20 protein-coding genes, 2 tRNA genes and 3 pseudogenes are annotated in these 23,676 nt (G+C 72.4%); 13 read left to right on the top strand and 12 right to left on the bottom strand.

Annotation, left to right across the window (positions count from 1 at the left end; all coding sequences use genetic code 11):
* Positions 1 to 74 precede the first annotated feature (74 nt).
* Positions 75 to 1,157, bottom strand: a complete 1,083-nt coding sequence (locus O7626_RS34540) for a helix-turn-helix transcriptional regulator (RefSeq protein WP_278065171.1) — start codon at positions 1,155 to 1,157, stop codon at positions 75 to 77.
* A 461-nt stretch (positions 1,158 to 1,618) separates the two neighbouring features.
* Between O7626_RS34540 and O7626_RS34535 the strand changes: the two genes are divergently transcribed.
* Together O7626_RS34535 and O7626_RS34530 are read left to right on the top strand one after the other, a co-directional pair.
* Positions 1,619 to 1,867 (top strand): hypothetical protein, encoded by a 249-nt coding sequence (locus O7626_RS34535; protein ID WP_278066537.1) that lies wholly within the window; start codon positions 1,619 to 1,621, stop codon positions 1,865 to 1,867.
* Positions 1,864 to 2,094: a hypothetical protein gene (locus O7626_RS34530; protein ID WP_278065170.1), complete on the top strand. Its 231-nt coding sequence runs from the start codon at positions 1,864 to 1,866 to the stop codon at positions 2,092 to 2,094. Before O7626_RS34535 ends, O7626_RS34530 begins: the two co-directional genes overlap by 4 nt.
* Before the next feature lie 289 nt (positions 2,095 to 2,383).
* On the opposite strand, the gene O7626_RS34525 is transcribed toward O7626_RS34530, so the two are convergent.
* The gene (locus O7626_RS34525) at positions 2,384 to 2,578 is read right to left on the bottom strand and encodes a hypothetical protein (RefSeq protein ID WP_278065169.1); all 195 of its coding nucleotides are present in this window, start codon (positions 2,576 to 2,578) and stop codon (positions 2,384 to 2,386) included.
* Between the two features lie 319 nt (positions 2,579 to 2,897).
* Entirely contained in the window at positions 2,898 to 3,473 is a 576-nt protein-coding gene (locus O7626_RS34520) for an exonuclease (RefSeq protein ID WP_278065168.1), read from the bottom strand.
* Positions 3,474 to 3,583: 110 nt separating this feature from the next.
* On the opposite strand from O7626_RS34520, the pseudogene soxR reads away from it, so the two are divergent.
* Together soxR and O7626_RS34510 are read left to right on the top strand one after the other, a co-directional pair.
* A pseudogene (gene soxR, locus O7626_RS34515) lies at positions 3,584 to 4,018 on the top strand (redox-sensitive transcriptional activator SoxR); the annotation flags it as partial.
* A gap of 397 nt (positions 4,019 to 4,415) precedes the next feature.
* Positions 4,416 to 9,110 carry a cation-translocating P-type ATPase gene (locus tag O7626_RS34510; protein WP_278065167.1) on the top strand — a complete coding sequence of 1,565 codons (4,695 nt, stop codon included), beginning with the start codon at positions 4,416 to 4,418 and terminating at the stop codon, positions 9,108 to 9,110.
* Between the two features lie 126 nt (positions 9,111 to 9,236).
* On the opposite strand, the gene O7626_RS34505 is transcribed toward O7626_RS34510, so the two are convergent.
* Positions 9,237 to 9,701: a MarR family transcriptional regulator gene (locus O7626_RS34505; protein WP_278065166.1), complete on the bottom strand. Its 465-nt coding sequence runs from the start codon at positions 9,699 to 9,701 to the stop codon at positions 9,237 to 9,239.
* A 74-nt stretch (positions 9,702 to 9,775) separates the two neighbouring features.
* Here O7626_RS34505 and O7626_RS34500 point away from each other — a divergent pair, with 74 nt between their 5' ends.
* Genes O7626_RS34500 through O7626_RS34490 form a run of 3 tightly spaced genes read left to right on the top strand, consistent with a single transcriptional unit; the run spans position 9,776 to position 11,867 of the window.
* Positions 9,776 to 10,474 (top strand): hypothetical protein, encoded by a 699-nt coding sequence (locus O7626_RS34500; RefSeq protein ID WP_278065165.1) that lies wholly within the window; start codon positions 9,776 to 9,778, stop codon positions 10,472 to 10,474.
* Positions 10,471 to 11,217, top strand: coding sequence for an SDR family NAD(P)-dependent oxidoreductase (locus tag O7626_RS34495; protein WP_278065164.1), 747 nt, complete (start codon positions 10,471 to 10,473; stop codon positions 11,215 to 11,217). The genes O7626_RS34500 and O7626_RS34495 overlap by 4 nt, the downstream gene beginning before the upstream one ends.
* Before the next feature lie 35 nt (positions 11,218 to 11,252).
* On the top strand, positions 11,253 to 11,867 hold the full coding sequence (locus tag O7626_RS34490; protein ID WP_278065163.1) for a dihydrofolate reductase: 615 nt from the start codon (positions 11,253 to 11,255) through the stop codon (positions 11,865 to 11,867).
* Positions 11,868 to 11,967: 100 nt separating this feature from the next.
* Here O7626_RS34490 and O7626_RS34485 read toward each other — a convergent pair whose 3' ends face one another.
* The gene (locus tag O7626_RS34485) at positions 11,968 to 12,147 is read right to left on the bottom strand and encodes a hypothetical protein (protein ID WP_278065162.1); all 180 of its coding nucleotides are present in this window, start codon (positions 12,145 to 12,147) and stop codon (positions 11,968 to 11,970) included.
* Between the two features lie 19 nt (positions 12,148 to 12,166).
* Complete coding sequence (locus O7626_RS34480) at positions 12,167 to 12,529, bottom strand: hypothetical protein (RefSeq protein ID WP_278065161.1); 363 nt, start codon at positions 12,527 to 12,529, stop codon at positions 12,167 to 12,169.
* Positions 12,530 to 12,550: 21 nt separating this feature from the next.
* Between O7626_RS34480 and O7626_RS34475 the strand changes: the two are divergent.
* A pseudogene (locus tag O7626_RS34475) lies at positions 12,551 to 13,198 on the top strand (cation transporting ATPase C-terminal domain-containing protein); the annotation flags it as partial.
* A gap of 27 nt (positions 13,199 to 13,225) precedes the next feature.
* Here O7626_RS34475 and O7626_RS34470 read toward each other — a convergent pair.
* Complete coding sequence (locus O7626_RS34470) at positions 13,226 to 14,455, bottom strand: hypothetical protein (RefSeq protein ID WP_278065160.1); 1,230 nt, start codon at positions 14,453 to 14,455, stop codon at positions 13,226 to 13,228.
* A complete protein-coding gene (locus O7626_RS34465) occupies positions 14,427 to 14,975 on the bottom strand; it encodes a SigE family RNA polymerase sigma factor (RefSeq protein ID WP_278065159.1) in 549 nt (182 codons plus the stop codon). Before O7626_RS34465 ends, O7626_RS34470 begins: the two co-directional genes overlap by 29 nt.
* A 230-nt stretch (positions 14,976 to 15,205) precedes the next feature.
* On the opposite strand from O7626_RS34465, the gene O7626_RS34460 reads away from it, so the two are divergent.
* The 5 genes and pseudogenes from O7626_RS34460 (at position 15,206) to O7626_RS34440 (ending at position 21,900) form a co-directional block, all read left to right on the top strand.
* On the top strand, positions 15,206 to 17,080 hold the full coding sequence (locus tag O7626_RS34460) for a PPC domain-containing protein (RefSeq protein WP_278065158.1): 1,875 nt from the start codon (positions 15,206 to 15,208) through the stop codon (positions 17,078 to 17,080).
* Positions 17,081 to 17,316: 236 nt separating this feature from the next.
* Positions 17,317 to 18,006, top strand: a complete 690-nt coding sequence (locus tag O7626_RS34455) for an isochorismatase family protein (RefSeq protein ID WP_278065157.1) — start codon at positions 17,317 to 17,319, stop codon at positions 18,004 to 18,006.
* A pseudogene (locus O7626_RS41630) lies at positions 17,924 to 19,684 on the top strand (aldo/keto reductase); the annotation flags it as partial. The gene O7626_RS34455 and the pseudogene O7626_RS41630, both read left to right, overlap by 83 nt.
* A gap of 145 nt (positions 19,685 to 19,829) precedes the next feature.
* The gene (locus O7626_RS41625) at positions 19,830 to 20,054 is read left to right on the top strand and encodes an aldo/keto reductase (protein WP_347404878.1); all 225 of its coding nucleotides are present in this window, start codon (positions 19,830 to 19,832) and stop codon (positions 20,052 to 20,054) included.
* Positions 20,055 to 20,142: 88 nt separating this feature from the next.
* On the top strand, positions 20,143 to 21,900 hold the full coding sequence (locus tag O7626_RS34440; protein WP_278065156.1) for a serine/threonine protein kinase: 1,758 nt from the start codon (positions 20,143 to 20,145) through the stop codon (positions 21,898 to 21,900).
* Positions 21,901 to 22,035: 135 nt separating this feature from the next.
* On the opposite strand, the gene O7626_RS34435 is transcribed toward O7626_RS34440, so the two are convergent.
* From O7626_RS34435 to O7626_RS34420, 4 genes are all read right to left on the bottom strand, one after another.
* Positions 22,036 to 22,111, bottom strand: a tRNA-Ala gene (locus O7626_RS34435).
* 46 nt (positions 22,112 to 22,157) lie between these two features.
* A complete protein-coding gene (locus O7626_RS34430) occupies positions 22,158 to 22,286 on the bottom strand; it encodes a DLW-39 family protein (protein WP_278065155.1) in 129 nt (42 codons plus the stop codon).
* A 42-nt stretch (positions 22,287 to 22,328) separates the two neighbouring features.
* Positions 22,329 to 22,402 (bottom strand) — tRNA-Ile (locus tag O7626_RS34425).
* Positions 22,403 to 22,574: 172 nt separating this feature from the next.
* Complete coding sequence (locus O7626_RS34420; RefSeq protein ID WP_278065154.1) at positions 22,575 to 23,675, bottom strand: DUF3566 domain-containing protein; 1,101 nt, start codon at positions 23,673 to 23,675, stop codon at positions 22,575 to 22,577.
* Between the last annotated feature and the right edge of the window lies 1 nt (position 23,676).

Raw genomic sequence — 23,676 nt, 5'->3', positions numbered from 1 at the left:
GATCTTCGATGAGATCGGAGCCCGAGGGCGGAGCGGATCGGGTCGGGAGTCGGAGTCGAGGACGGGCGGGCGGGTCAGAGCACCGCGCCGGCCGCCCGTTCCACCTCGGCCAGCATCAGCCGCAGCGAGAGGCTGTGCCGCTCCGGCGGCAGCCGGTCCAGCGCCCGCCGGGCGTAGCCGAGGCCGCCGGCCGCGTCTCCGGCGGAGGCCATCAGCAGCCCCCGGTGCAGTTCGATGTGGGTGGCGAACCGGGGCAGGCTGTCCGGGCGGGTCCGGTCCGCCTCGTCCTGGGCGGCCACCGCCCTCGGATGGCCGAGCCGGGACAGCAGCATCGACTCGAAGGTGTGGAAGCGCCACTGCGGCACCGCGAAGTCCGAGACCTGTTCCGAGCTGCCGGTGGTGTCGAAGATCCGGCGGGCGTCGTCGAGCACGGCCAGCGCGGTGGCGGCGTCGCCCCGGCAGGCGGCAACGTGCGCCTGAGCGGTCAGCGCGGTCAACCGGCCCAGGGTCGGCCGGTCGGTGAGCGCCACCGCCTGCTCGGCGAAACGGGCGGCGACCGGCAGGTGCGCCCCCTCGTACGCCAGCGCCAGGGCGGCCCGGCCGCGTACCCAGACCCGGGTGGCCAGGTCGCCGGAGCGGTCCGCCGCGATCGCGGCCATCTCGTACGACCGGATCGCTCCCCGGCCGCCGTCGTTGCCGGGCAACGTCTTGCCGTGCACCGTCATCAACCGGGCGGCGACGCCCCACAGGTGCGGACTGTCCAGCTCCTGTTGCAGCACCACCAGGTCGGCGGCGAGCCGGGCCTGCAACTGCGCGGCACCGAGCGACATGTAGTCCTGCCCGTACGCCTCGGACCGGGCGACCCACTCGTCGACGTCCCGCCGGGGCGCGATGGCGGCGGCGAAACCGTGTTGGACCAGCTCCGCCACGGCGGAGGAGACGACGACGGTCGCGGCGAGCGCCAGGGCACCTCTGCGGTTCACGCTGTCTCCCAACACGCGCTCGTAGGCCAGGACCAGGTCCGGGGTGGCCGGTCGCTTGCCGAGCTCGACGTTGCACAGATGACTCTTGCTGTAGTTGGTGCGGGCCGCCATCTGGGTCAGGGTGACCTGGGCGTCCGTACGCGCCACTCTCAGCCTTGCGCCGACGTGATCCATCCGTCTACCGCCTGTGCGCTCCGGAAAACACCTGAAAACCGCGCCTACTATCGGTAGTTCTCTGATTACGGGAATGTGGGGATGTGGATCGCTTCAGTTCGGTGACGCATCGATCAATGTTTTACCGCTTCCGGGCACAGATCGTAAGCCGGGAGTGACCTCGGGATCGATGCCCGGACAGAAGTTCCACGGCCCGCGGGTATGACACGATCCGACCTCGTCGGCCTCCAGGTCGGCTCGTGATCGGTCCGCGCGGGACCGGGCGCGTACCCGCTGTCTTCCCCCTGGGAAGCGGGCGGCGCCCCATCGGGTGCGGCGGCCGTGCCGGCGGCCGCCGCACCTCCCGGGCAGCTCAGGAGGCGACTCGTGGATGCGGGTGGGCCGAGGCGCGCCCCGGGCGGGCGCCGGAGTCGCGGCGGGCGGACGTGACCGACCCGGCCGCGCGCCGAATACGCAATCGGATGCTGCTCTCCGCCCGGCTCATCGTGATCGAACACTGGCCGCGGGACGACGGCCGTTGCCCCATCTGCAAATTGCCGCACTGCCGGGCCCTGTCGACGGCACTCGCTTATTTAGAAATGGTGAACGATCCATTCGTACCCGCAGATGCGGTTGCCGATGTGGTAGACATCGACGGCCGTACCGCCCCGGCGGAGGGAGCGGCCGGCGCGGAGCCGGTCGACGGGGGCGAGGGGGAGTTTGCCGGATGAGCCAGACGACGCTGTGCCTGCCGTGCGCGCTCGCCCTACGCCCGCCGGTGACCGACCCCCCGCACTACTGCCCCGGGCAGGTACGCCTGGTCTCCGGCACCGGCCAGGTCCGGGTCGTCCTCTGCGGCTGCCCGATCTGTTGGCCGAACCGCTCCGCGGACCGCCGGTCGGACCAGCCGGCAGACCACGCACCGGACCCCCCGGCCGAACCCCCGGCCGAGGCCTGAGCCACCGGCTCAGGCGGAGCCGGGACGCCAACCGGCCTCCCGGACGAGGCGGAGGGCGTCAACCGGCCTCCCGGGCGGGCCGAGGGTTCAGCCGGCCTCCCGGGCGAGGCCAACGGTTCAGCCGGCCTCCCGGGCGAGGCCCTCGGTCACCGGCGGCGCGAGCAGGTCGTGGCGGGTGCGGGCCGGCTCCGTCTTCAGGGTTCCCATCACGCCCGTGATCCTCGCACCGGCCGTACCGCCCGGGTCGGCCGCCCACCCACGCCCGGCGGAGGTCCGTCCGGCGACCGCGTCAGCCTCCGGCGAGAAAGGCGTTGTCCGGGACCAGGGTCCGCTCCCGGAGCCGGTCCAGTTCGGGCGCCTGGGCAGCCCGTTCCCGTCGCAGCTGGACATCCTCGATCGCGTGCCGCACGGCGAACCGGACGACGCCGTAGAGGAAGACGAAGCCGCAGACGTAGAGCAAGGCGGCCAGAGCCATGTAGATCATGTGGTCGAGGATATGCGGCAGATCCGGATGTTTTTCACGTTCCGCTCACGGTCGCCCGGTCGGGTGGCGGATGGGCGAGCTGGCCGTCCGGCGAGCACCGGCGGTCGGTCGGAGGCGGGGTACGGCGGGGCGGCGTCGGGCGGCGCATCCCGAATCGGCTGGTCGACCGGTTCGCCTCGTCACCCGTACGCCGGCCCTTTTCCGCCGCGATCGCCTCCCCCGGACGGCACGCTGTTCCCCGTTCCGGCCCGATCATGCGACGGGACACCGTCCCCGGCCCCCCGATCAGTCGGACTCACCGGTCAGTGGGATCCACCGGTCAGTCGGATTCGCCGGGCGGGCGCACCGCCGGCCGCCGCAGTACGGCGTCGAAGACCTGGGCCAGCTCCGCCGCGTCCTCGCCGGCGTGGTGGGTGTGCGGGATCCCGGTCAGGCCGAGCGTGTGCTTGATCTTGCCCTTGTGCGTACCGGCCCACTCGCCGCCGGTCCTGCCCATCCAGTAGCTGCGCAGGTCCACCCCGGAGCCGGTCGCCCCGAACGGACTCCGACCGGTGAACCGGACGAAGTACCAGTGCACGAACATCCCGTCCCAGACGGCCGGCGCGGCCAGAAAGACCGGCCGCCCCTGCCGGCGCAGCCCGTTCACCCACTTCGCCGCGGCGGCCATCGCCACCTCGGCCGGCGGTGCCTCGCGGAGCAGCCGGTCCCGGTCCAGTCCGGAGACGGCGAGCGCCTGTGGCATGAACTCGTCGGAGATCGGGCGCAGCTCGGTGTAGAAGGTCAGCTCGGGCCGCCCGGCCACCGCCATGCCCAGCGAGATCATGCTGTACGGCCCGGGTATCGGGCCGTCCGCCTCGACGTCGACGGCGACGTACAGCTCCGGAAGATCGGCCACGGACTTAGCTTCCGGTCGCCGTACGGCGCCGGTCCACCGAATTCCGCCTCCGGTGCTGCCGGCTCCGGTGCACCTGAACATTAGTTGAGGTAGCCGGCTATCCTCGACCGGTGACCGAACCCGCACACACGCTCACCGTCGGGCAGCTCGCCGAACGCAGTGGCGTGGCCGTGTCGGCCCTGCACTTCTACGAGGCGAAGGGGTTGATCAGCAGTACCCGGACCAGCGGCAACCAGCGCCGCTACGGCCGTGACACCCTGCGCCGGGTGGCCTTCATCCGGTTCGCCCAACGGGTTGGCGTGCCGCTGGCCCAGATCCGGGAGGCGCTGGCCAGCCTGCCCGAGGAGCGCACACCCACCCGGGCGGACTGGGCCCGGCTCTCGGCGAACTGGCGCAGCCAACTCGACGAGCGGATCGTCGCCCTGCAACGGCTCCGCGACGACCTCTCCGAGTGCATCGGCTGTGGCTGCCTGTCCCTGGACCGGTGCGCGCTGTCCAACCCCGGTGACGCGCTGGCCAGCACCGGCCCTGGACCGCGCCATCTGCTCGCCGGCCTCACCGCGGCGATGCGCACACCGGAGACACCGGCCACGGAGACGCCGGCCCCGGCGACAACGCCCCCGGCGCCGGCCGGCACGACCGAGACTCCAGCCTCCGCCCGTGTAGCCGGGACCCCGACGGACGGGACCCCGACAGGCGAGACCCCGGTTGCGTGCTGCGGCCCGGCGGCCTTCCGCGCTTCCGAAGGTGCCGCCGACCCCGCGATGGTCCAGGCCTGACGGCAGGGAGATTTCACGCCGTACCAGGGCATAGGGCCGCGCCGACCGGGAAGGCAGGGCCGGTCCACGGCACTGGGAGGCTGATCATGCGGTACCCGAGTGCGGCCAGCGACTGCCGCCCCGCCACCGGGCGGAGCGGGCGGCCAGCCGGCGGCTCCGGTCGATGACACCACTCGGCTTGAGGATCCCGCACGTGGACCTGCGCCGTGTGCACCTGCCCGCCCTGCCCGAAGCGCTGTCGCCGCGCAGCGTGCCACAACTCGTCGCCGGAGTCGCCCAGAACGCCGAGTCGATGGTGACCCGGGCGGCCCGGGTCGCCGGACTCAGGCGCCGGGCGGTCTGGTCCCGGCCCGGCCGGCACCACATCGAGGTGCACGGGATCGCCCAGCCCGGCGGCGACCGCCTGGCGGCGCAGATCGAGCGGGCCCTGGAGGAGCTGTCCGGGGTCGAGTGGGCCCGGGTCAACGCTCCCTCCGGGCGGGTGGTGGTGGCGGTCGGTACGCCACCGCCCCGGCTGCGGGAGCTGATCGCGGTGATCGCCGCGGTGGAGCGTACCGACGGGCGGGAGCCCGACCCCGGCTGCCCGGAACCGCATCCCCCGGAGGAGGGCCCGCGGACCCGGCGCGCGATGACCAGGATCGCGACCGACGCGTTCGGGCTCGGCCTGTCGGCGGCGGTCCGGATCATGCCGTTCACCCGGGCACCCGGCGAACTCGCCGGCCTGCTCCGCGCGGTGGACCTGCATCCGAGGCTGCGCTCGCTGGCCAACCGGGGGCTGCCCGGCGACCACCGGGCGGACTCCTGGCTCCCGTTCGCCACCGTACTGGCCCAGGGACTCACCGGCGGGTGGGCCGGAATCCTGCTGGACGGCGCCCAGCGGGTCCTCCAGTGGGGCGAGGCGCGGGCCCAGCTCGCCGCCTGGGAGCAGGTCGAGCCGCTGCTCGCCGGCAGTCCGGAGCGGGCCTCGGCGGCACCGCCACCGGACGAGCGGCCGCATCCGAAGCCGGACGGCCCGGTCGAGCGGTACCTGGCCCGGGTGCTCGAATCAGGCACCGTCGCCGGCGCCACCGCGCTGGCGATGGCCGGTCGCAAGCGGGCCGCCGCGCTGGCCCTGGCCAGCATCCCGAGCGCGGCCGTCGCCGGCCGGGAGGCGTACGGCGCCCGGCTCGGCTGGCTGCTCGCCCGGCGGGGCGTGATCGCGATGGACCGTACGGTGCTGCGGGAACTCGAACGCCTCGACGTGCTGATACTCGACGCCGCCGTGCTCCGCTCCGAACGGGGGGTCCTGACCGACCTGCTGCCGCTGCCCGGCGTCGACGCCGAGGAGGTGGCCGGACGGGCCTTCGACCTCTTCGACCCGGAGACCCCGCAGCGGGTACGCGAAGCCGACGGCTGGACCCTCGGCCCGCTCGACGCACTGCGGTTGCCGGACGGGGCGGGTACGGAACAGGTCGAGCGACTCCGCCCCGACGGCGGGGTCCTGCTCGGCCTGGTCGACGGCGACCGGCTCGCCGCGGTGGTCCGGGTGGCCGCCGAACCCGCACCCGGGGTCGACGCGCTGCCAGCGGCTGCCCGGCGCGCCGGCCTGCGCCTGCTGGTCGCCGGCGACGGCAACCGCGCCAACAGCGCCAACCCCGACGAGAGTGCCAGCCCCGACGGGACCGGCAACCCCAGCCTCGACGGCACCGGGACCGGCGACGGCAACCGCGCGGGCGACCGGACCGACGACCGTGTCGACGACGGGAAGCACGACGACCGTGTCGATGACGGGGAGCACGACGACCGTGTCGATGACGGGGAGCACGAGTTCGGGGAGGACTTCGCGGACGGGTGGCTGCCCGGCGGGACGCGGCTGGCCAGCTCGATCCGGTCCCTACAGGCCGACGGGGCGACGGTCGCCCTGGTCTCCGGCGACCCTAGTGCGCTGGCAGCCGCCGACTGCGGACTCGGGATGTGGCACGCCGACGAGCCGCCGCCCTGGGGTGCTCACCTGCTCGTCGGCTCCGACCTCGGGGTGGCCGCGCTGGTGGTCGAAGCCGTCGGGCTGGCCCGCACGGTGGCCCGGCAGAGCATCGCGCTGGCGGCCGGCGGCAGCGCGCTCGGGGCGGTGTCGGCGTTCACCGCCGCGCCGGCCCAACTTCCGGCCCGGGCGATGGCGGCGGTAAACGCCGCCGCCGGGCTGGCGATCGGAAACGGCGTCTGGCGGGCCGGCCGGCTGCCGCAGCGGCGGGCGTCGACCGCCGCACCGCCGACGCCGTGGCACCTGATGCCGGTACGGACCGTGCTGGACCGGCTCGGCAGCGGCGACGCGGGCCTGTCCACCGCGGAGGTCGAGCGGCGCGGTCCGACCGCGCCGGTCGGCCCGGCCGACGCCCCCGAGCTGCCTCGGGCCTTCGTCGAGGAGTTGGCGAACCCGCTCACCCCGGTGCTGGCCGGCGGTGCCGGGCTCTCCGCCGCGGTCGGCTCGATGGCCGACGCCGCGCTGGTCGGCGGCGTGATCGGGCTGACCGCGCTGATCGGGGCCGCCCACCGGGTCAGCACCGAACGGTCCCTGGCCGAGCTGCTGTCCCGGTCGGCGGTGACCGCCCGGGTCCGGCGGGACGGCACCGAGCAGGTGGTCGCCGCCGACCGACTTGTCCAGGGCGACGTCGTGGTGTTGGAGCCCGGTGACGCGGTACCGGCGGACTGCCGGGTGGTCGAGGCGGACGGCCTGGAGACCGACGAGTCGTCGCTGACCGGGGAGTCGCTGCCGGTGTCGAAGACCAGCCAGCCGGTGGTGGCCTCGGCGGTGGCGGAACGCCGGTCGATGCTCTACGAGGGGACGTCGGTCGCCGCCGGGCGGGGCCTGGCCGTGGTGGTGGCGACCGGGGTGGACACCGAGGTGGGCCGGAGCATGGCGTTGGCCGGCGAGGCCGCACCGACCAGCGGGGTCGAGGCCCGGCTCGGCCGGCTGACCAGGATGTCGATCCCGCTCGCCGCGAGTTCGGCGGTGGCGGTCGCCGGGGCGGGGCTGCTCCGGGGCGTACCCCTGGCGGAGTCGGCCGGCACCGCCGCGAACCTCGCGGTCGCCTCCGTACCGGAGGGGTTGCCGTTCCTGGTCAGCGCCGCGCAGTTGGCGGCGGCCCGCCGGCTGGCCGAGCACGGCGCACTGGTACGCAACCCGCGCACCATCGAGGCGCTCGGCCGGGTCGACGTGCTCTGCTTCGACAAGACCGGCACGCTGACCGAGGGCGAGCTGATGCTGGCCGGTCTCGGCGACGGTGACCGGTACGCCGAACTGGACGCGATCGACAAGCCGCTGCGGGGCGTACTCGCGGCGGCGCTGCGGGCCACCCCGGCGGCCGACCGCCCCGAGGAGGTCAGCCAGCAGACCGACCGGGCGGTGCTGACCGGCGCCCGGCGGGCCGGAGTCGGCACCGGAAGCCGGGCGCACCCCTGGCACCAGACGGACACGCTGCCGTTCGAGCCGTCCCGGGGCTACCACGCCACCGTCGGCCGGTCTCGGGGGCACCACCTGCTCAGCGTCAAGGGCGCACCGGAGACGATCCTGCCCCGGTGCAGCCGGCACGGCGACCGGAACCTGGACGAGGCCGGCCGGCAGGCACTCCAGGAGACGCTGGACCGGCACGCCGGTGCGGGGCAGCGGGTACTCGCGGTTGCCGAGCGGGAACTGCCCTGCGACACGGTCAGCGAGTCCGATGTCGAAGGGCTGACCTTCATCGGCTTCCTGGCGCTCTCCGACGGGGTACGCCAGAGCGCCGCCCCGGCGGTACACCGGATCCGCCAGGCCGGAGTGCACACCATCATGATCACGGGTGACCATCCGGCCACCGCCGAGGCGATCGCCGCGATCATCAGCACCGACGGCACCGACCAGCGGGTGGTCACCGCCGCCGAACTCGACCGGCTCGACGACGACGCGCTCGCCGAACGGCTGGCCCGGACCGACGTGGTTGCCCGCTGTACTCCGACGCACAAGGTACGAATCATCCGGGCGTTACAGATGTGCGGGCGTACGGTGGCGATGACCGGGGACGGCGCCAACGACGCGCCCGCGATCCGGCTCGCCGACGTCGGCATCGCGCTCGGCCAGCGGGGTACCCCGGCGGCCCGCGCCGCCGCCGACCTGGTGGTCACCGACGACCGGCTCGAAACGATCATCGCGACCCTGGTCGAGGGGCGCGCCATGTGGTCCTCGGTACGGCACGCGCTGAGCATCCTGGTCGGCGGCAACCTCGGCGAGATCGCGTTCAGTGTGCTCACCGCCGCGCTGACAGGCCGGTCCGCACTGAACGGCCGGCAGATGCTGCTGGTCAACCTGCTTACCGACCTGGCACCGGCGATGGCGATCGCGGTCCGGGCGCCCAGGAAGGAGAGCATGGACCGCCTGCTTACCGAAGGGCCGGAGACCTCCCTTGGCGCCACCCTCACCCGGGAGATCGCGCTCCGGGCTGGTACCACGACCCTCGGTGCGACCACTGGCTGGACCCTGGCCCGCTACACCGGCACCCGGCGCCGGGCCGGCACCGTCGCGCTCGCCTCACTGGTCGGTACGCAGCTCGGCCAGACCCTGCTGGACGGCGGGACCAGCCCCAGCGTCCTGGCCTCGACCGCAGTCTCGGTGGCGGTACTCGCCGGGGTGATCCAGACGCCGGGGCTGAGCCAGTTCTTCGGCTGCACCCCACTCGGGCCGGTTGGCTGGGGTATCGCCGCCGGCAGCGCGCTGAGCGCAACCCTCACCAACACCGCCGTCGGCCGACTCGTCACACCGCCGGCCGTCGACGGCCACCCCGACGAGACGGTTCAGTCCGATGGTGGTACCGCTGCAGTCCCAGTAAGCTGGTCGAAGCATCCGTGATGCGTATCGCCGTTACGTTAGACACCGTAACGCGTGATATACACCTTTCCTTGTCGTCGGACTCGCCGCCTTGTCTCCGGCGAATGCGCTTGCGGCGCTGATGCCCTGGTTGATGTCATGGCATGGTCAGCCCCGCCCACGTGTGTCGCGATGGATGTCGCGGCTCAGCCCGCGCGATGTGGCAATGGCCTCCAGGTAGGCCGCGAGTCGATCCAGGTCTGGCTCGTCGAGGCCCTGCGTGAAGGCTGTTTCGTGGGATCCGGCGATGGAGCGCAGCGCGGCGAGGAGTCGCTCGCCCTCGGCAGTGAGATGAACCTCGTGGCTGCGACGATCGGTCGCGCTGCGGCGGCGTTCGACATGCCCTTGGCGTTCGAGCCGGTCGAGGACCGCGACAACCCGGCTCGGCCCGACACCGAGTTGCTTGCTCGCTGCCTTCTGGCTGATGCCCGGATTGTGGCCGACCAGTCGCAGCAATCCCGCTTCCGAGGCTGTGACGCCGAGCGGGGCGAGTGCCTGCTCGAACGCGACGGAGGCGTCGGCGCCCAGCTGGGCAAGCAAGAAGGCGATGCCGCGTGGGCGGCGGTTCATCATGCGGACCATCTTAGCTCACTTGCAGAATCATTCACAGCATGTACTATCGCCCACATGAACGAAAGGAGCTCCCGATGAGCACTCACACCACCGCCCCCGCTCGCGCGGCGGGTGGCCCCAACCCCGGCATCCTCGGGCTGGTGTCCCTCGGGCTACTGATCGGCAGCCTGATCTCGATGGCCATCCTCTCCGGCGGGGGAACGATCACTTCTCCGTTCGCTGACACCGACACTGTGGCCGGGTTCTTCGCCGACCACGGATTCGCGGCCCGGTTCGCGGCAATGCTGCAGCTGGGTTCGTCGATCCCGCTCGGGATCTACGCCGCCACCGTCTACGCGCGCCAGCAGCGCCTCGGCATCCGCGTGCCCGGGCCCGGCATCGGCCTGTTTGGCGGCACCGCGGCAGCGATTCTGCTCGCCGTGTCGGCGATCGTCACCTGGACACAGAGCCAGGACGTCGTCAGCGCGAACCCGGAACTCACCCACGCGCTTGCCTACGTGGCCTTCGCCGCCGGCGGGTTCGCTCATGTCCTCGGACTCGGGCTACTGGTCGCGGGCATCGCCGTCCCGACCCTGCTCCTGCGCCTGGTGCCGAGCTGGTTTGCGTGGGTCGGGCTCGTCCTCGCCGTGCTGGCTGAGCTGAGCTTCCTGACGATGGTGTTCGAGCCCCTGCAGTTCCTCATCCCGATCGGCCGGTTCGGGTCGCTGATCTGGCTCGTCGCAGCCGGGTTCCTGCTCCCCAAGACCCGCCACACCCAAGGAGACCGAGCATGAGCGGCACGCTGACGGACCGCACCGCACTGATCATGGGCGCCAATGGCGGCATCGGTGGGGCCATCGCTCACGCCCTCGGCGCGGCAGGGGCCCGCCTGGTCCTGGCCGCGCGCGATCAGACTCGGCTCGACCAGCTCCGCGCCGACCTGGAGGACCAGGGCGTCTCCTGCCGCGTCGTGGCCGCCGACATCGCGGACGACGAGTCGGTGCGCAGTCTGATCGAGGAGGCGGCAGCAGACGGCATGAGCATCGCCATCAACAACGCCGGTGCCGTCCACCGGCCGACACGGCTTGGCGACCTCGCGATCGAGGACATCGACCGCGTACTGCGGGTGACGCTCCGTGGGACGTTCCTCGCCATGCGACACGAGCTCGGGGCCCTGCCGGACGGCGGGAGCATCGTGAACGTCGTCTCCACCGCGGGGTTGACGGGAGCCCCAGGGATGGCGGCCTATGTCGCCGCCAAGCACGCCGTGGTCGGCCTGACCCGCACTGCCGCCCTCGATTACGCCGACCGTGGCGTTCGCGTCAACGCCGTGGCTCCCGGCTCCATCGAGTCGGGAGGGATCACCGCTCAACCCATCGAGGTCAAGGAGCAGATCGGCTCCTATGCCCCCCTTGGACGGCTGGGACGCGGCGAGGAGGTCGCCGCCGCGGTCGCCTGGCTCGCCTCCCCCGCCGCCTCCTACACCACCGGAACAGTCCTCAGCGTCGACGGCGGCAAAGGCGCTCGCGGCGCCTGACCCGCCGAGAACCGATACAGACAAGGAGAAACACCATGGGCACGACCTACCTACACGCGGTGGCCTCGCTCGACGGCTACATCGCCCGCGAGAACGACGACGTAGGTCCGCTGCACGACTGGTATTTCAACGGCGATCAACCGCTCGTCCCCGACGAACACGTCGACGCGCACGGTGGCGCCCCGTTCCGGGTGTCAGCCGCCTCAGCAGAGTACGTGCGGGGCATGTGGGAACGACAGAAGGTTCTCATCGTCGGACGGCACCAGTTCGACTTGACCAACGGCTGGGAAGGCCATCCGCCGGCGAGCGACCACGTCGTGGTGGTTTCGCACCGCTCGAAACCCGAGGGCTGGCACCCCGAGGCGTCCTATCACTTCGCCGGGTCGGTCGAAGATGGCGTCGCCATCGCACAACAGCTCGCGGGCAACGGTGACATCGGCATCGGTGCCGGCGGCGTCGGCGGACAGGCGCTACAACTCGGGTTCGTCGACTATGTCGCGATCGATGTGGTGCCCGTCGTGCTCGGCCGAGGCAAGCGGTACTTCGGCGCCTGCACCGACGACCAGGTCACCCTTGACGATCCCGACATCGTCATCCAGGGCCAAGGTGTGCTCCACCTGCGTTACCCGGTCCGCAAGTCGGCGACGTGACGATGCCTGCACCCGAAATCGCGTTCGCCCAGGATCTCGGCGTGCGGAAGACCGGATCGGGGCCGGCGGTGGGCACAACTCCTCGTGCGCTCGGCACGCCTCAGCGGCCCCTTCTTGGGCTGGCCAGCGATGCGAGTCCGGCGACCGCGGCGACAGCCGCGGCGAACCAGTAGCCGGGTGAGAAGGCACCGAAGCCCGGATCGAGCAACGCGGCGGCGGCGACGCTGGAGACCGCGGACACTCCGGTGGCGGCGCCGAACTCGTGGAACGTGCTGAGCACGCCAGCCGCGACCCCCGCCTCATAGGGCTGCACGCACGCCCCAACGAGGAAGGACCCACCCGGCAAGGTGGGAACCGAGGATGGACCCGACGGCGACCGGCAGGAACGACAGTCCCGTCTCCAGCGCCGTAAAGCCGTGGAGTCCCTGTAGCACGAAGGAGCCGAGGAAGAACACCGCGATCATCAGGGCCGTCGCCACGAAGATCAGGCTCAGGCCGCGGACTACCGGCCAGCGCCGAAGCATCCCCGGGTCGACGAGCGGTGGGACGGCGGTCCGGATCCGCCACGCGAACAACACATAGCCGATCAACCCGACGAGGATCGCGACCAGAGTCCGCGGGCTGACCCAGCCGTGATCTCCTGCGGTGACCAGCCCGTACACCACGGCTCCTGTGGCGATCGTGCGATGGCGATCGCGGTCCGGGCACCCCGGCCGGAGCGGACGGACGGGCTGCTCACCGAGGGACCGGAGACCTCGCTCGGCGCCACCCTCAGCCGGGAGGTCGCGCTGCGGGCCGGCACCACGACCCTCGGTGCGACCACCGGCTGGGCGCTGGCCCGCTACACCGGCACCCGGCGCCGGGCCGGCACGGTGGCGCTCGCCTCGCTGGTCGGTACCCAGCTCGGCCAGACCCTGTTGGACGGCGGGCGGAGCCGCAGCGTGCTGGCCTCGACCGCCGCCTCGGTCGCGGTGCTGGCCGGGGTGATCCAGACACCGGGGCTGAGCCACTTCTTCGGTTGTACCCCGCTCGGGCCGGTCAGCTGGGGGATCGCCGCAGGCAGCGCGCTCGGTGCCACCCTCACCAACACCGCCGTCGGCCGGCTGGTCACCCCGCCAGCCGCCGACGACCACCCTGACGGAACCGCCGACGACCTGGACACGACCGGCCACCACGACGAAACCGGCGACGTCGACCGGACAGGCCACCAGGACCGGACAGCCGATGTCGACAGGTCAGGCCACCGCGACACGACCGGCGGTACGGCACCGGCCGGTGGTGTCGCCGCGGTCCGCGGCGACACCACCGAATTCAGCCGGCCGGGCGACTGAGCCGGCCGTCCACCTCGATGGCTCCGGTCAGGAACCCCGAGGTCGGACGAACTCCACCGCCGGATCCGCCGGCAGCTCGGTGACCCGGCCGACCGCGCCGGTGGCCGGATCCAACACCTGGAGCTCGTCACCCGCTCCGTCGGAGGTGCGCAGCCGCAGCAGCACGCCCTCCGGCAGGTACCCGAGCGGCTCGGTCCACCAGTCGCGGGCAGCCGCCGGACTCGGGCCGGGCTTCGCCGGGCCCGGCCGGTCGGAGTACGCCAGGTCGATCCGGTGTGCCGCGTTGCTGGTCAGGTCGACCCGGATCAGGTCGCCACCGTGGTCGAGCCCCGGCATGCCCTGCCGCGGGTCCGCCACCTCGACCACGCTGAACAGCAACGACCGGCCGTCCGAGGAGAGCATCGGCTGCTCGCTACCCACGCTCTCCACCTGCCGCAGCTGCCGGCGCAGGTCGAGCTGGATCCGGGTGGGTTCGGCGGCGCCCACCGGGTCGACGAGCCGGAGTTCGACACTCGTCCGTCGGATCGGCTCGGCCAGCCCGCCCAGCAGCACCACCTCGCCATCCGGCAGCACCGCGACGGGGGACCAGCGCTCCCAGTCGACGCCGGGGACCGGCCGCTGCTCCCCGCTGGTGACATCGAACCGGACCGGCGGGGCGTTCTCGTCGCGATTGCCGAACAGCAACCAGCGGCTCTCCGGTGACCAGGCGATCGGGGAGAACCCGTCCGCGAGCTGGTGCCGGGTGGTCCCGGTGAGGTCCCGGACGACGTACCGGCCGTCGCGCTGCTCACCGAGCCACCTGCCGTTCGGGGACAGGGTCGGCCGGGTGTGCGAGACCAGCACGGTCGGGGTGTACGACGGGTCCGGCGCGGAGGTCGGCTCGGCGAGCCGGTGCTGCCGACCGTCCTCGGTGAGCAGCACCGGTGCGAGTTCGTCCGGTCCGCCCTCGTAGACGAGTACGCCCCGGCCGACCGGACCGGTGGCCGGCAGCGGCTCCGGTCCCGACGCCGGCAGGTCCAACCGGGACGGCAGCCAGTCGACGGTCGGCGTCACGGCGGCCAACTGCCCGACGTCCGGGTCCGGCCGCAACCCGACGACGGCGACCGCGCCGAAGGCGACCACCGCCGCCGCCGCGGCCACCGGGGCGAACCGGACGGCCATCCGGCGCCGCCGGGCGACCTGGACGGCGCGCCCGGCCACGTCGTACACCTTCGCCTGTTCGGCGACCTCACCGAGCATGTGTCTCAACCCGCTCATCTCCCACCTCCGTCGGTTCGCGCATCAGTTCGGCGAGTTCGGGAGCCAGCTCCCGCAGCCGGCCGAGGGCGTGACTGGTCTGGCTCTTCACGGTGCCGGTCGAGCAGCCCAGCACCGTGGCGGTCTCGGCGACCGACAGGTCCTCGTAGAACCGCAGCACCAGCACCGCCCGCTGTCGCCAGGTGAGCCGGGCCAGGGCACGCTCCAGCAGGAGCCGGGAGACGACGCCGTCGGCAGCGTCCCCGGCCGGCCCGATCTCGGGTACGCCCTCGGCGGGTTGCACCACCTGCCGGCGCCACCTGCGCCAGGAGAGGATCCGCTCGTTGTACATGACCCGCCGGACGTACGCCTCGGGGTCTCCGGTCGCGGCGACCCGCCGCCACCGGGCCGCGACCTTGACCAGGGCGGCCTGCACCAGGTCCTCGGCATCGTGATGCCGCCCGGTCAGCAGATAGGCCACCCGGGACAGTCGGACCAGCCGTGCCTCGACGAACTCCCGGAAGCCAACGTCGTCCTCCACGATTCCTCCCGTACTCGCTCTGCCGGTTACACGCCGGGGCGCGTCGACCGGTTGGAACCACCGGCGGGGAGGTACATAGTGAGACAGGTAAATATCTCACTACTTCTATTAATTTCCCTTCGCGATAAGTAGCGTCACGTTAGCCATCGGTGGCGGGGGCCACCGAGTGATGGCACGACGGAGGGGGACGTATGCGTCGACCTATCGCCATTCTGGCCGCCGGAACACTGGTGGCCGCAGTTCTGACACCGGCCGGGGCACAGGCCCGGCCGGGTTTCGACGACGGCGCCGGCAGCGGCGCCACCGCTGCCCGGCCGACCGGCCTCGTGCAGGTCAAGCCGAACGCCGCGAAACAGCCGGCCGGGCCGAACCCGTTCCTGGCACTGCTGCCGGATCCGGCCAAGGCGGACTACGTCGGTTGGAAGAACTGGTTGGCCAAGCAGGGCGACCAGCGGGCGCAGCTGCGGGCGCAACAGCGGTCGGTGGCCGCCGCGCCGGTGCTGGCCGACGAGGAGGAACCGGCCGGCATCAGGGGTGGCAACGACACGCCGGCCAACGCGCAACGGATCACCGGATTCGGCACGGGCGGCAAGGACACTCCGCGGCTGCGGATCCTCGGCTCGCTGTCACCGGAGCGGGTGGAGGCCACGGCGATCGCGCCGAACACCGAGGACGACGGCGCCATCCCGCTGGCCCGGGACACCGGGGTCGGGGCCACCGAGCAGGCGGTCAGCACCAGCGGTACGGTCGGGGACGGGCCGCACGGCAGTGCCGGCAGCGGCAGCGGTGACTTCGACTTCTACCAGGTCACCGGCACCGCCGGCCGGACGCTGCGGGTCGACATCGACACCCCGACCGACGAGCTGGACTCCGTCGTACTGCTCTACGACGCCGAGGGCGAGCTGATCGACCTCAACGACGACAGCCCGGAGGGCCTGGACAGCCTGCTGATCCACCAGTTCGCCGCCGACGGCGACTACTACGTGGCGGTGGTCGGCTTCCCGTCCATCCCGGAGGACCCGTTCGACTCGGGCAGCGGTGCGGGTGCCGCCAGCGAGGGGCCGTACCAGGTCACCCTGGCAACCGCCGAGCAGGACACCGACTTCTTCGCCGTACGGCTGCGGCCGGGTGACGTACTCGGCGCCTCGGTGGCGGGCTCGGCAGCGAAGATCACCGTCTACGACTCGGACGGTCGCGAGGTGCACGGCTCCGACCAGGACGCCTCCGGCATCTACCCGCCGAACAGCCCGCTCCCGGGCGGCGGCAACGCGGTCACCGAGCACGTGGCCGACAAGGCCGGCTGGCACTACGTCGGCGTCACCCTCGGCGACGGCATGTACGACATCACGGTCGAGGCGTACCGGTCGGCGCAGAAGCCCCGGCAGACGCTCTTCCTCGACTTCGACGGCGCCCGGATCAACACCGCCATCTTCGGCGGCCCGGGTGTGCGCACCCTCAGCCCGATGCGTGCCTGGCTCGGGCGCTGGGGGCTGACCGCCGCCGACGAGGACGCCGTGATCGACGGGATCATCGCCGAGGTCGAGGAGAACCTGCGGCACGACATGGTCGAGAGCGGGCTCAACCAGCGCTTCGACATCCGGATCCTGAACAGCCGGGACCACGCCGACCCGTGGGGGCAGGCGAACGTCAGCCGGGTCATCATCGGTGGCAGCATCGAGGAGTCCGGCGTGCCCACCATCGGCATCGCCCAGTACATCGATCCGGGCAACTTCGGCACCGAGGACTCCGCACTGGTGCTGCTGGACGTGCTGAGCGAGCCGGCCGGTGACGACCCGTCGCTCAACACGTACATCACGCCGGCCAGCGACAAGATCGCCTTTGTCGGCCGGGCGGTGGGCAACGTGACCGCGCACGAGGCCGGACACTTCTTCGGTGACTGGCACGTCGACCAGTTCAACGACCAGCCGAACATCATGGACCAGGGCGGGAACTTCCCGGTCATGTTCGCGGTCGGGCCGGACGGCGTCGGCGGCACCGCCGACGACACCGACGTCGACTTCGGCGAGGACGTCCTCAACCCGGGCGAGGGCTTCACCGGTGTCGAGGACACGCTCAGCCGGATCGTCTTCGGCGTCACCCGGTGACCTCGCACCAGCACTAGCACTGTCGACCGTTCACGGCGGCCCCTTCCGGTTGCACCCGACCGGGAGGGGCCGCCGGCTGTCCGGGGTACGCCGACCGCGCCCACCCGGCCCGCCGACCCACGGGCCGGGGCTCGGGGCTCGCTGGCCGGGCCGGCCGGGCGTGGTGACCGGATCGTTCCGGAGCCGGGCATGATGGTGTCTGCCGTCGCGGCTCTCGACCGGACAGGATCGGTGGCATGACATCACGCGCGCTCGTCGTCATCGACGTACAGGAGTCGTTCCGGCAACGGGAAATCTGGTCGGTCACCTCGAACCCGGAGATCGCCGAACGGGTACGCCGGCTGACCGAAGCGTTCCGGGCGGCAGGTGACCTCGTGGTCTGGGTACTGCACACCGAGCCCGGCACCGGCAACGTCTTCGACCCGGCTCTCGGCTTCGTCCGGTTGATGGACGGGCTCGAACCCGGGCCCGGCGAGCCGGTGCTGCACAAGACCTCGCACAACGCCTTCACCACCACCAACCTCCAGCAACTGCTGACCCAGGCGGGCGTGCTGGAGGTGGCGGTCTGCGGGATCCGCACCGAGCAGTGCGTGGAGACCACCGCCCGGCTCGCGAGTGACCTCGGCTACCAGGTGACGTTCGTGACCGACGCGACGGCGACGAACCCGATCGAGCACCCGGACGCCCCGCCCGGCCGTACCCTGGCCGAGATCCTCGCCGACCCGCGCACGCTCGGCGTCGACGAAATCGTCGCCCGTACCGAGTACGCGCTGGCCGGGCGGTTCGCCACCATCCGTACCGTGGCCGAGTTGACCGCCGGGCGCGCGGAGCGGGCCGCCGAGGGTGCGGGGGCGGACGGTGGACGTACCCGGCCGGAGCCGGCGGCTCCCGAGCGGGCCGCCGTGCCGGAGCCGGCCGTCGGGTGACGAACGTCGTCTTCCTGCTCGCCGCCCGGCTGCACCTGCTCGACCTGGCCGGGCCGGCGCAGGCGTTCTCCACCGCCGCCGACTTCGGCGGCGGCTACGCCCTGCACTACGTCGGCGAGCGGGAGGAGGTCGGCACCACCCAGGGCGTACCGCTGCGGGCCCGGACCGACTGGCCCGAGCTGGGGCCCGACGACCTAATCGTGGTACCCGGCTGGCGGCCGGCCGTCCGCCCGGCCCGGCCGGTATCCCGGGTTCGGCCGGCCGGGACCGGAGCCGGAGCCGGTACGCCGGTTTCGCGGACGCGACGTTGGAGCGGCTGGCCCGGCACCACCGCCGGGGCGGCACGGTCGCCAGCGTCTGCGCCGGAGCGTTCGCGCTGGCCGGTGCCGGTCTGCTGGACGGCCGGCGGTGCACCACCCACCACGACCTCCAGGACGACCTGGCCCGCCGGTACCCGCGCGCCACAGTGGTCCGGGACGTGCTGTACGTCGTGGACGACCGCGTGGTCACCTCGGCCGGCATCGCCAGCGGCATCGACCTGGCCCTGCACCTGCTCGCCGCGCGGCACGGGCCCGGCTTCGCCGCCCGGGTGGCCCGGGAGATGGTGGTCTACGCCCGGCGCAACGGCGACGAGCGGCAGGCCAGCGCGATGTTGCGGCACCGGGGTCACGTCAGCGACGTGGTGCACCGGGTGCAGGACGTCATCGACACCCGGTTCACCGAACGGCTGTCCCTGACCGACCTGGCCGCCGCCGTCGGGGTCAGCGAGCGCACCCTCACCCGGGTCTTCGTCCGGGCCGTCGGGGTGACGCCGCTGCGTTACCAGCAGCTACTGCGGGTCGAACGCGCCGAACACCTGATCGGGCACGGTGCCACCGTGGAGGCCGCGGCCAGGGCGGTCGGGTTCGGCGACGCCCGGATGCTCCGCCGGCTCCGCAGCCGGGCCGCCCCGGCGTCACCTCCGGCTTCCTCGGCCGCCGGTACGTTGCCTGGAGCCAGTGGTCGCGGCTCGCCGGCTAAGCCGACTACGACGACCACGACGACGGACGAGGCGAGGCGAGGAGTACCGATGCGGTACGTACGACTGGGCAACTCGGGACTGGAAGTGTCGCGCATCGTCCTCGGGTGCATGAGCTTCGGCGACCCGCAGCGCGGCACCCACTCCTGGTCGGTCGGCCTGGACGAGGCGCGGCCGTTCGTCCGGCAGGCGATCGAGGCCGGCATCACCACGTTCGACACCGCCAACGTCTACTCCCTCGGCAGCAGTGAGGAGATCACCGGGAAGCTGCTCGGCGAGTTCGCCCGGCGGGACGAGGTGGTCATCGCGACCAAGGTGCACGGCCGGATGGGGCCGGGGCCGAAGGGCGGCGGGCTGTCCCGGGCGGCGATCCTGACCCAGGTCGACGAGAGCCTGCGCCGACTCGGTACCGACTACATCGACCTCTACCAGATCCACCGGTACGACCCGACTGTGCCGATCGAGGAGACGATGGAGGCGCTGCACGACCTCGTACGTGCAGGCAAGGTGCGCTATCTCGGGGCCTCCTCGATGTGGACCTGGCAGTTCGTGCAGGCGCAGTACACCGCCGACCTGGGCGGGTGGACCCGGTTCGTGTCCATGCAGGACCAGTACAACCTGATAATGCGGGAGGAGGAGCGGGAGATGCTTCCGTTCTGCCTCGACCAGGGCGTCGGAGTACTTCCCTGGAGTCCGCTGGCCCGGGGCCGGCTGACCCGGGACTGGGCGGTCGGCACCGCGCGCAGCGAGACGGACGAGTTCGGCGGCACCCTCTACAGGCAGGCCGAGGAAGCCGACCGTCGGGGTGGTCGGCGCGGTAGCCGACGTTGCCGGCGAACTCGGCGTCCCCAGGGCGCAGGTCGCGCTCGCCTGGCTGCTGCACCAACCGGCGGTGACCGCCCCGATCGTCGGTGCGACAAAGCCCGAGCATCTCGGCGATGCGGTCGCCGCGGTGGACCTGGCGCTCGGCGCGGACGAGTTGCGCCGGCTCGGCGAGCACTACGTACCGCACGTCCCGGAAGGCTTCTGACCGCTGCACGGCTGCGCAGGCCGGACCAGTGTCCGGCCGATGCAGGCCATCGACCGTCCGGCCCTGTGTCGACCGGTACGGTGATCGAATGTTGTCTCCGGGAGTCGTGCTCAACGACCGCTACCTGCTCGACGACCGGGTCGCGACCGGCGGCATGGGAGACGTCTGGTCCGCCACCGACACCCTCCTGAAGCGACGCGTCGCGGTGAAGGTGCTGCTGCCGGCGCTGGTCTCGGACCTCGAGTTCATCACCCGGTTCCGGACCGAGGCCCGGCTGATGGCCGCGCTGCGGCACCCCGGCATCGTCAGCGTCTTCGACTACGGCGAGGACGCCGAACTGGACGGTCGCCGGGTCGACTACCTGGTGATGGAACTCATCGACGGGATGTCGTTGTCGAAGCGGGTCAAGCAGCTGGGCCGGCTCGGCGTCAGCGAGACCCTCTCGGTGCTGAGCCAGGCTGCCCGCGCCCTGCACGTCGCGCACCAGGCGAACATCGTGCACCGGGACGTCAAGCCGAGCAACCTGCTGGTCCAGCCGGACGGCTCCGTCGTACTCGTCGACTTCGGGGTGGCCCGGTCGGCGAACGTGACGAGCATCACCGCCAGCAACATCATGCTCGGCTCGGTGCACTACATGGCGCCGGAACAGATCGCCGGCCGTCCCGTGTCGGCGGCCACCGACGTGTACGCACTCGGCGCGGTCGCGTACTGCTGCCTGACCGGACGCCCGCCGTTCACCGGCGGCAACCCGCTGCACATCGTGACCCAGCACCTCCAGGAGGCGCCGCCGCCGTTGCCGCCGGACGTGCCGGCCCCGGTGGCGATGCTTGTCGAACGGGCGCTGGCCAAGGAGCCGGGTCATCGCTTCCTGAGTGCGGCAGCGTTCGCCGACGCCATTCGTGCCGCCGAAGAAACCCTGGCGTCGTCCTCGACCATGCGGCTGCCCGCCAGCCGTCCGACGCCGTCGTCGTCCGGACCGCACCCGCCCGGAACGCTGCTGTCCGGGCCGGCCCCGTCCGGAGCGACCCCGGCCGGGGCGCCGCCGCCCCTCCCTGCCGGATCGGGCGCACCGTTCGCGGCTGGCTCGGGCGCACCGTTCGCCACCGGCTCGGGCGCACCCTTCTCCGCCGGATCCGGGGTGGTCGGCGGTCCGAGCGTCGGAGGGCGCCGTCGACGTACCGCCCCGCTCGCCGGGTTGGCGGCGGTCGTCGTCGCGGTCGTCGGTGTGGTCGCGCTGCTGATCGTCCGTCCCGGACCGGAGCAGGTGACCGCGGATCCGGCGGACCGGGCCGGCGCGTCGACCGGTCCGGCCCCGGAGATCGGCGTCGCTACGACGACGACCGGACCAGCGGCCCGGGCGACCGCGAACGCCGGGCCGAACCCGTCCGGGAGTACCCCGGGCAGCGCCGACTGGTCGTCGGACGGGCAGTCACCGCCGACCGGCCCGGGTGGAGCCACTGCCGGCCCGCAGCCCGGCACGAGTCGTCCGGAAGAGCCTGCCGTCAAGAACCCGTACGCGCCGGAGAAGGTCTGTGGCAGCGGCTACCAGGTCATCGACCAGGCACCGGTGGCCGGGCCCGGTGGCATTCCGCTGGCCCGGGTCTACCTGCTCTACAGCGCCGCCAACGGCACCAACTGCACGGTCGCCCTCAAGGTCAGCTCGGTCGGCACCCCGACCCGGGTCTCCGCACACCTCCAGGTGCAGGGCGCCGGCCGGCAGACCGACAGCGGCGCCTACGAGTACTACGCCGGCCCGGTACGCGCCGAAGCCGCCGGAAACTGCGTCAAGTGGGGCGGTTCGGCCGACGGGGCAAGCTACACCAGTCCGTTCGAACACTGTGACTGACCGGCACCGCGCACGGCCGTCGAACGCCGTCCGAGACGACAGGTAGACCTGGCCGGCGCCGCTCCGACCCGGAAGTGGATCGCCGCCACGACGTAGCCGAACTCGCGCGCTCGTCACGCCCGTCACGGCGTTGAATGGTGGAGCCGAGGGGACTCGAACCCCTAACCCCTGCCTTGCAAAGGCAGTGCTCTGCCAGTTGAGCTACGGCCCCGAGCGGGACGGAGCCGCCAACGGGGGGTGTGATCCGGTCAGACGTCCTAGCGCAGGTCGGGCGCGGTGGTGGCCTCGTGCCAGAGGGCGCGCTCGTCGTTGGAGTCCTTGACCTTCTTGTAGACGAGGGCCGCGACGCCGACGACGCCGACGACGAGCAGGATCTTCTTCAACATGGACGTATCCTCACGCTCGACGAGCCGTCGGACGGTATGAAGTGGGGCTAGATGGAATCGAACCATCGACCTCAGAGTTATCAGCTCTGCGCTCTAACCGACTGAGCTATAGCCCCCCGTTGCGACGAGCAAGGTTACCGTACCTCCCGCGCCGGTCCCAACTTGGGGGCGGCGGTTCCGGCGCAGCGGCGGCGTACCAGCTACGACGCAGACCGTACCGGAACGGCGGACGCCGGGGCCACCGCTTTGCGGCTGCCCCGGCGTCGGCGAAGCATGCTGTCGGGTCACTCAGTCGCGCTCGGCGAGGGTCAACTCGACACCGCCGACCAGGTCGGCGCAGACGTTGTAGATGAACGCTCCCAGGGTGGCGAGCGCGGTGAACAGCACCACGTTCACCAGCCCGATCAGGCCGGAGGTGAGGATGACGCCCTTGGCGGTGATCTGGAAGGTGCTGCCGGTCTGCCCGCCACTCGCGCTGATCATGTCGGTCAGCGTGCCGTTCACGCTGTCGAAGACGCCCATCGCGTCGAGCGCCAGGTAGAGCACGGAGGTCGCGACGATCACCACGATGAACAGCACCAGCGAGACCGCGAACGAGAACTTCATCACGGACCAGGGGTCGATCCGCTTCAGGTTCAGCCGGGCCCGGCGGGGTCCGCGCGAGGCGGCGGAGCTGACGGTACTCCGCGCGGCGCGCACCGCCTCGGTCACCCGGGCCGCACCGACCGCACCGGCACCGCCGGCCGTCCCCTGGCCGACACCGCCGACCGCCCCCGGACCGACACCGCCAGGCCCGGTACCGGTCGCCGTACGCGCGGCCGGGCTGCCGAGGCCGAACCGGCTGGTGGCAGCTGTCTGGGTAGTCGGGGTGCTCCCGCCGGACCCACCCGGACGGAAGGCGCTCTGCGACGCGGCGCCGATCCGCTGGGTCGCCTCGGCCCCGGAGGTGGTGCCCGGGGAACCCGGCCGCTCGGTCCGGCCCGGAATCCGCTCGGTACGGCTTGCCGAGCCGGGCTGCTCCAGCCGGCTCGTCACGTTCGGGTCACCACTGCCCGCCTGGTCGGACCGGTTCACCCCGGAACTGCCCCGGGAAGCCGCAACGGTGGCCGCCGGAGACGTCGCGGCAGTCGCGGCTTCCGTCGTGGCGGCCGCCGGTTTCCCGTCCTCGCCAGCACCGGCCGACGGGGTGGTCGACTCCTCGGGCAGCTGGTCGGGTGGCGGCGGCATGCCCGGCGCCCGGGTGAACTTGGGCGACGGCGTGTCGGCGCTGACCATCGCGCGGCCGACGGCCGCGCGGCCGGTCGCCGAGTTTCCGCCGGCGGCGGACTCCTCGTCGACCGGGTTGGCCGAGGTCCCCGCAGCCCCCGACTTCGCCTGTGTATCCGTCATC

The sequence above is a fragment of the Micromonospora sp. WMMD1102 genome (genome assembly GCF_029626265.1).
In the GTDB taxonomy this organism is placed as follows: Bacteria; Actinomycetota; Actinomycetes; order Mycobacteriales; family Micromonosporaceae; genus Plantactinospora.
This window is presented reverse-complemented; position numbering and strand designations above follow the sequence as displayed.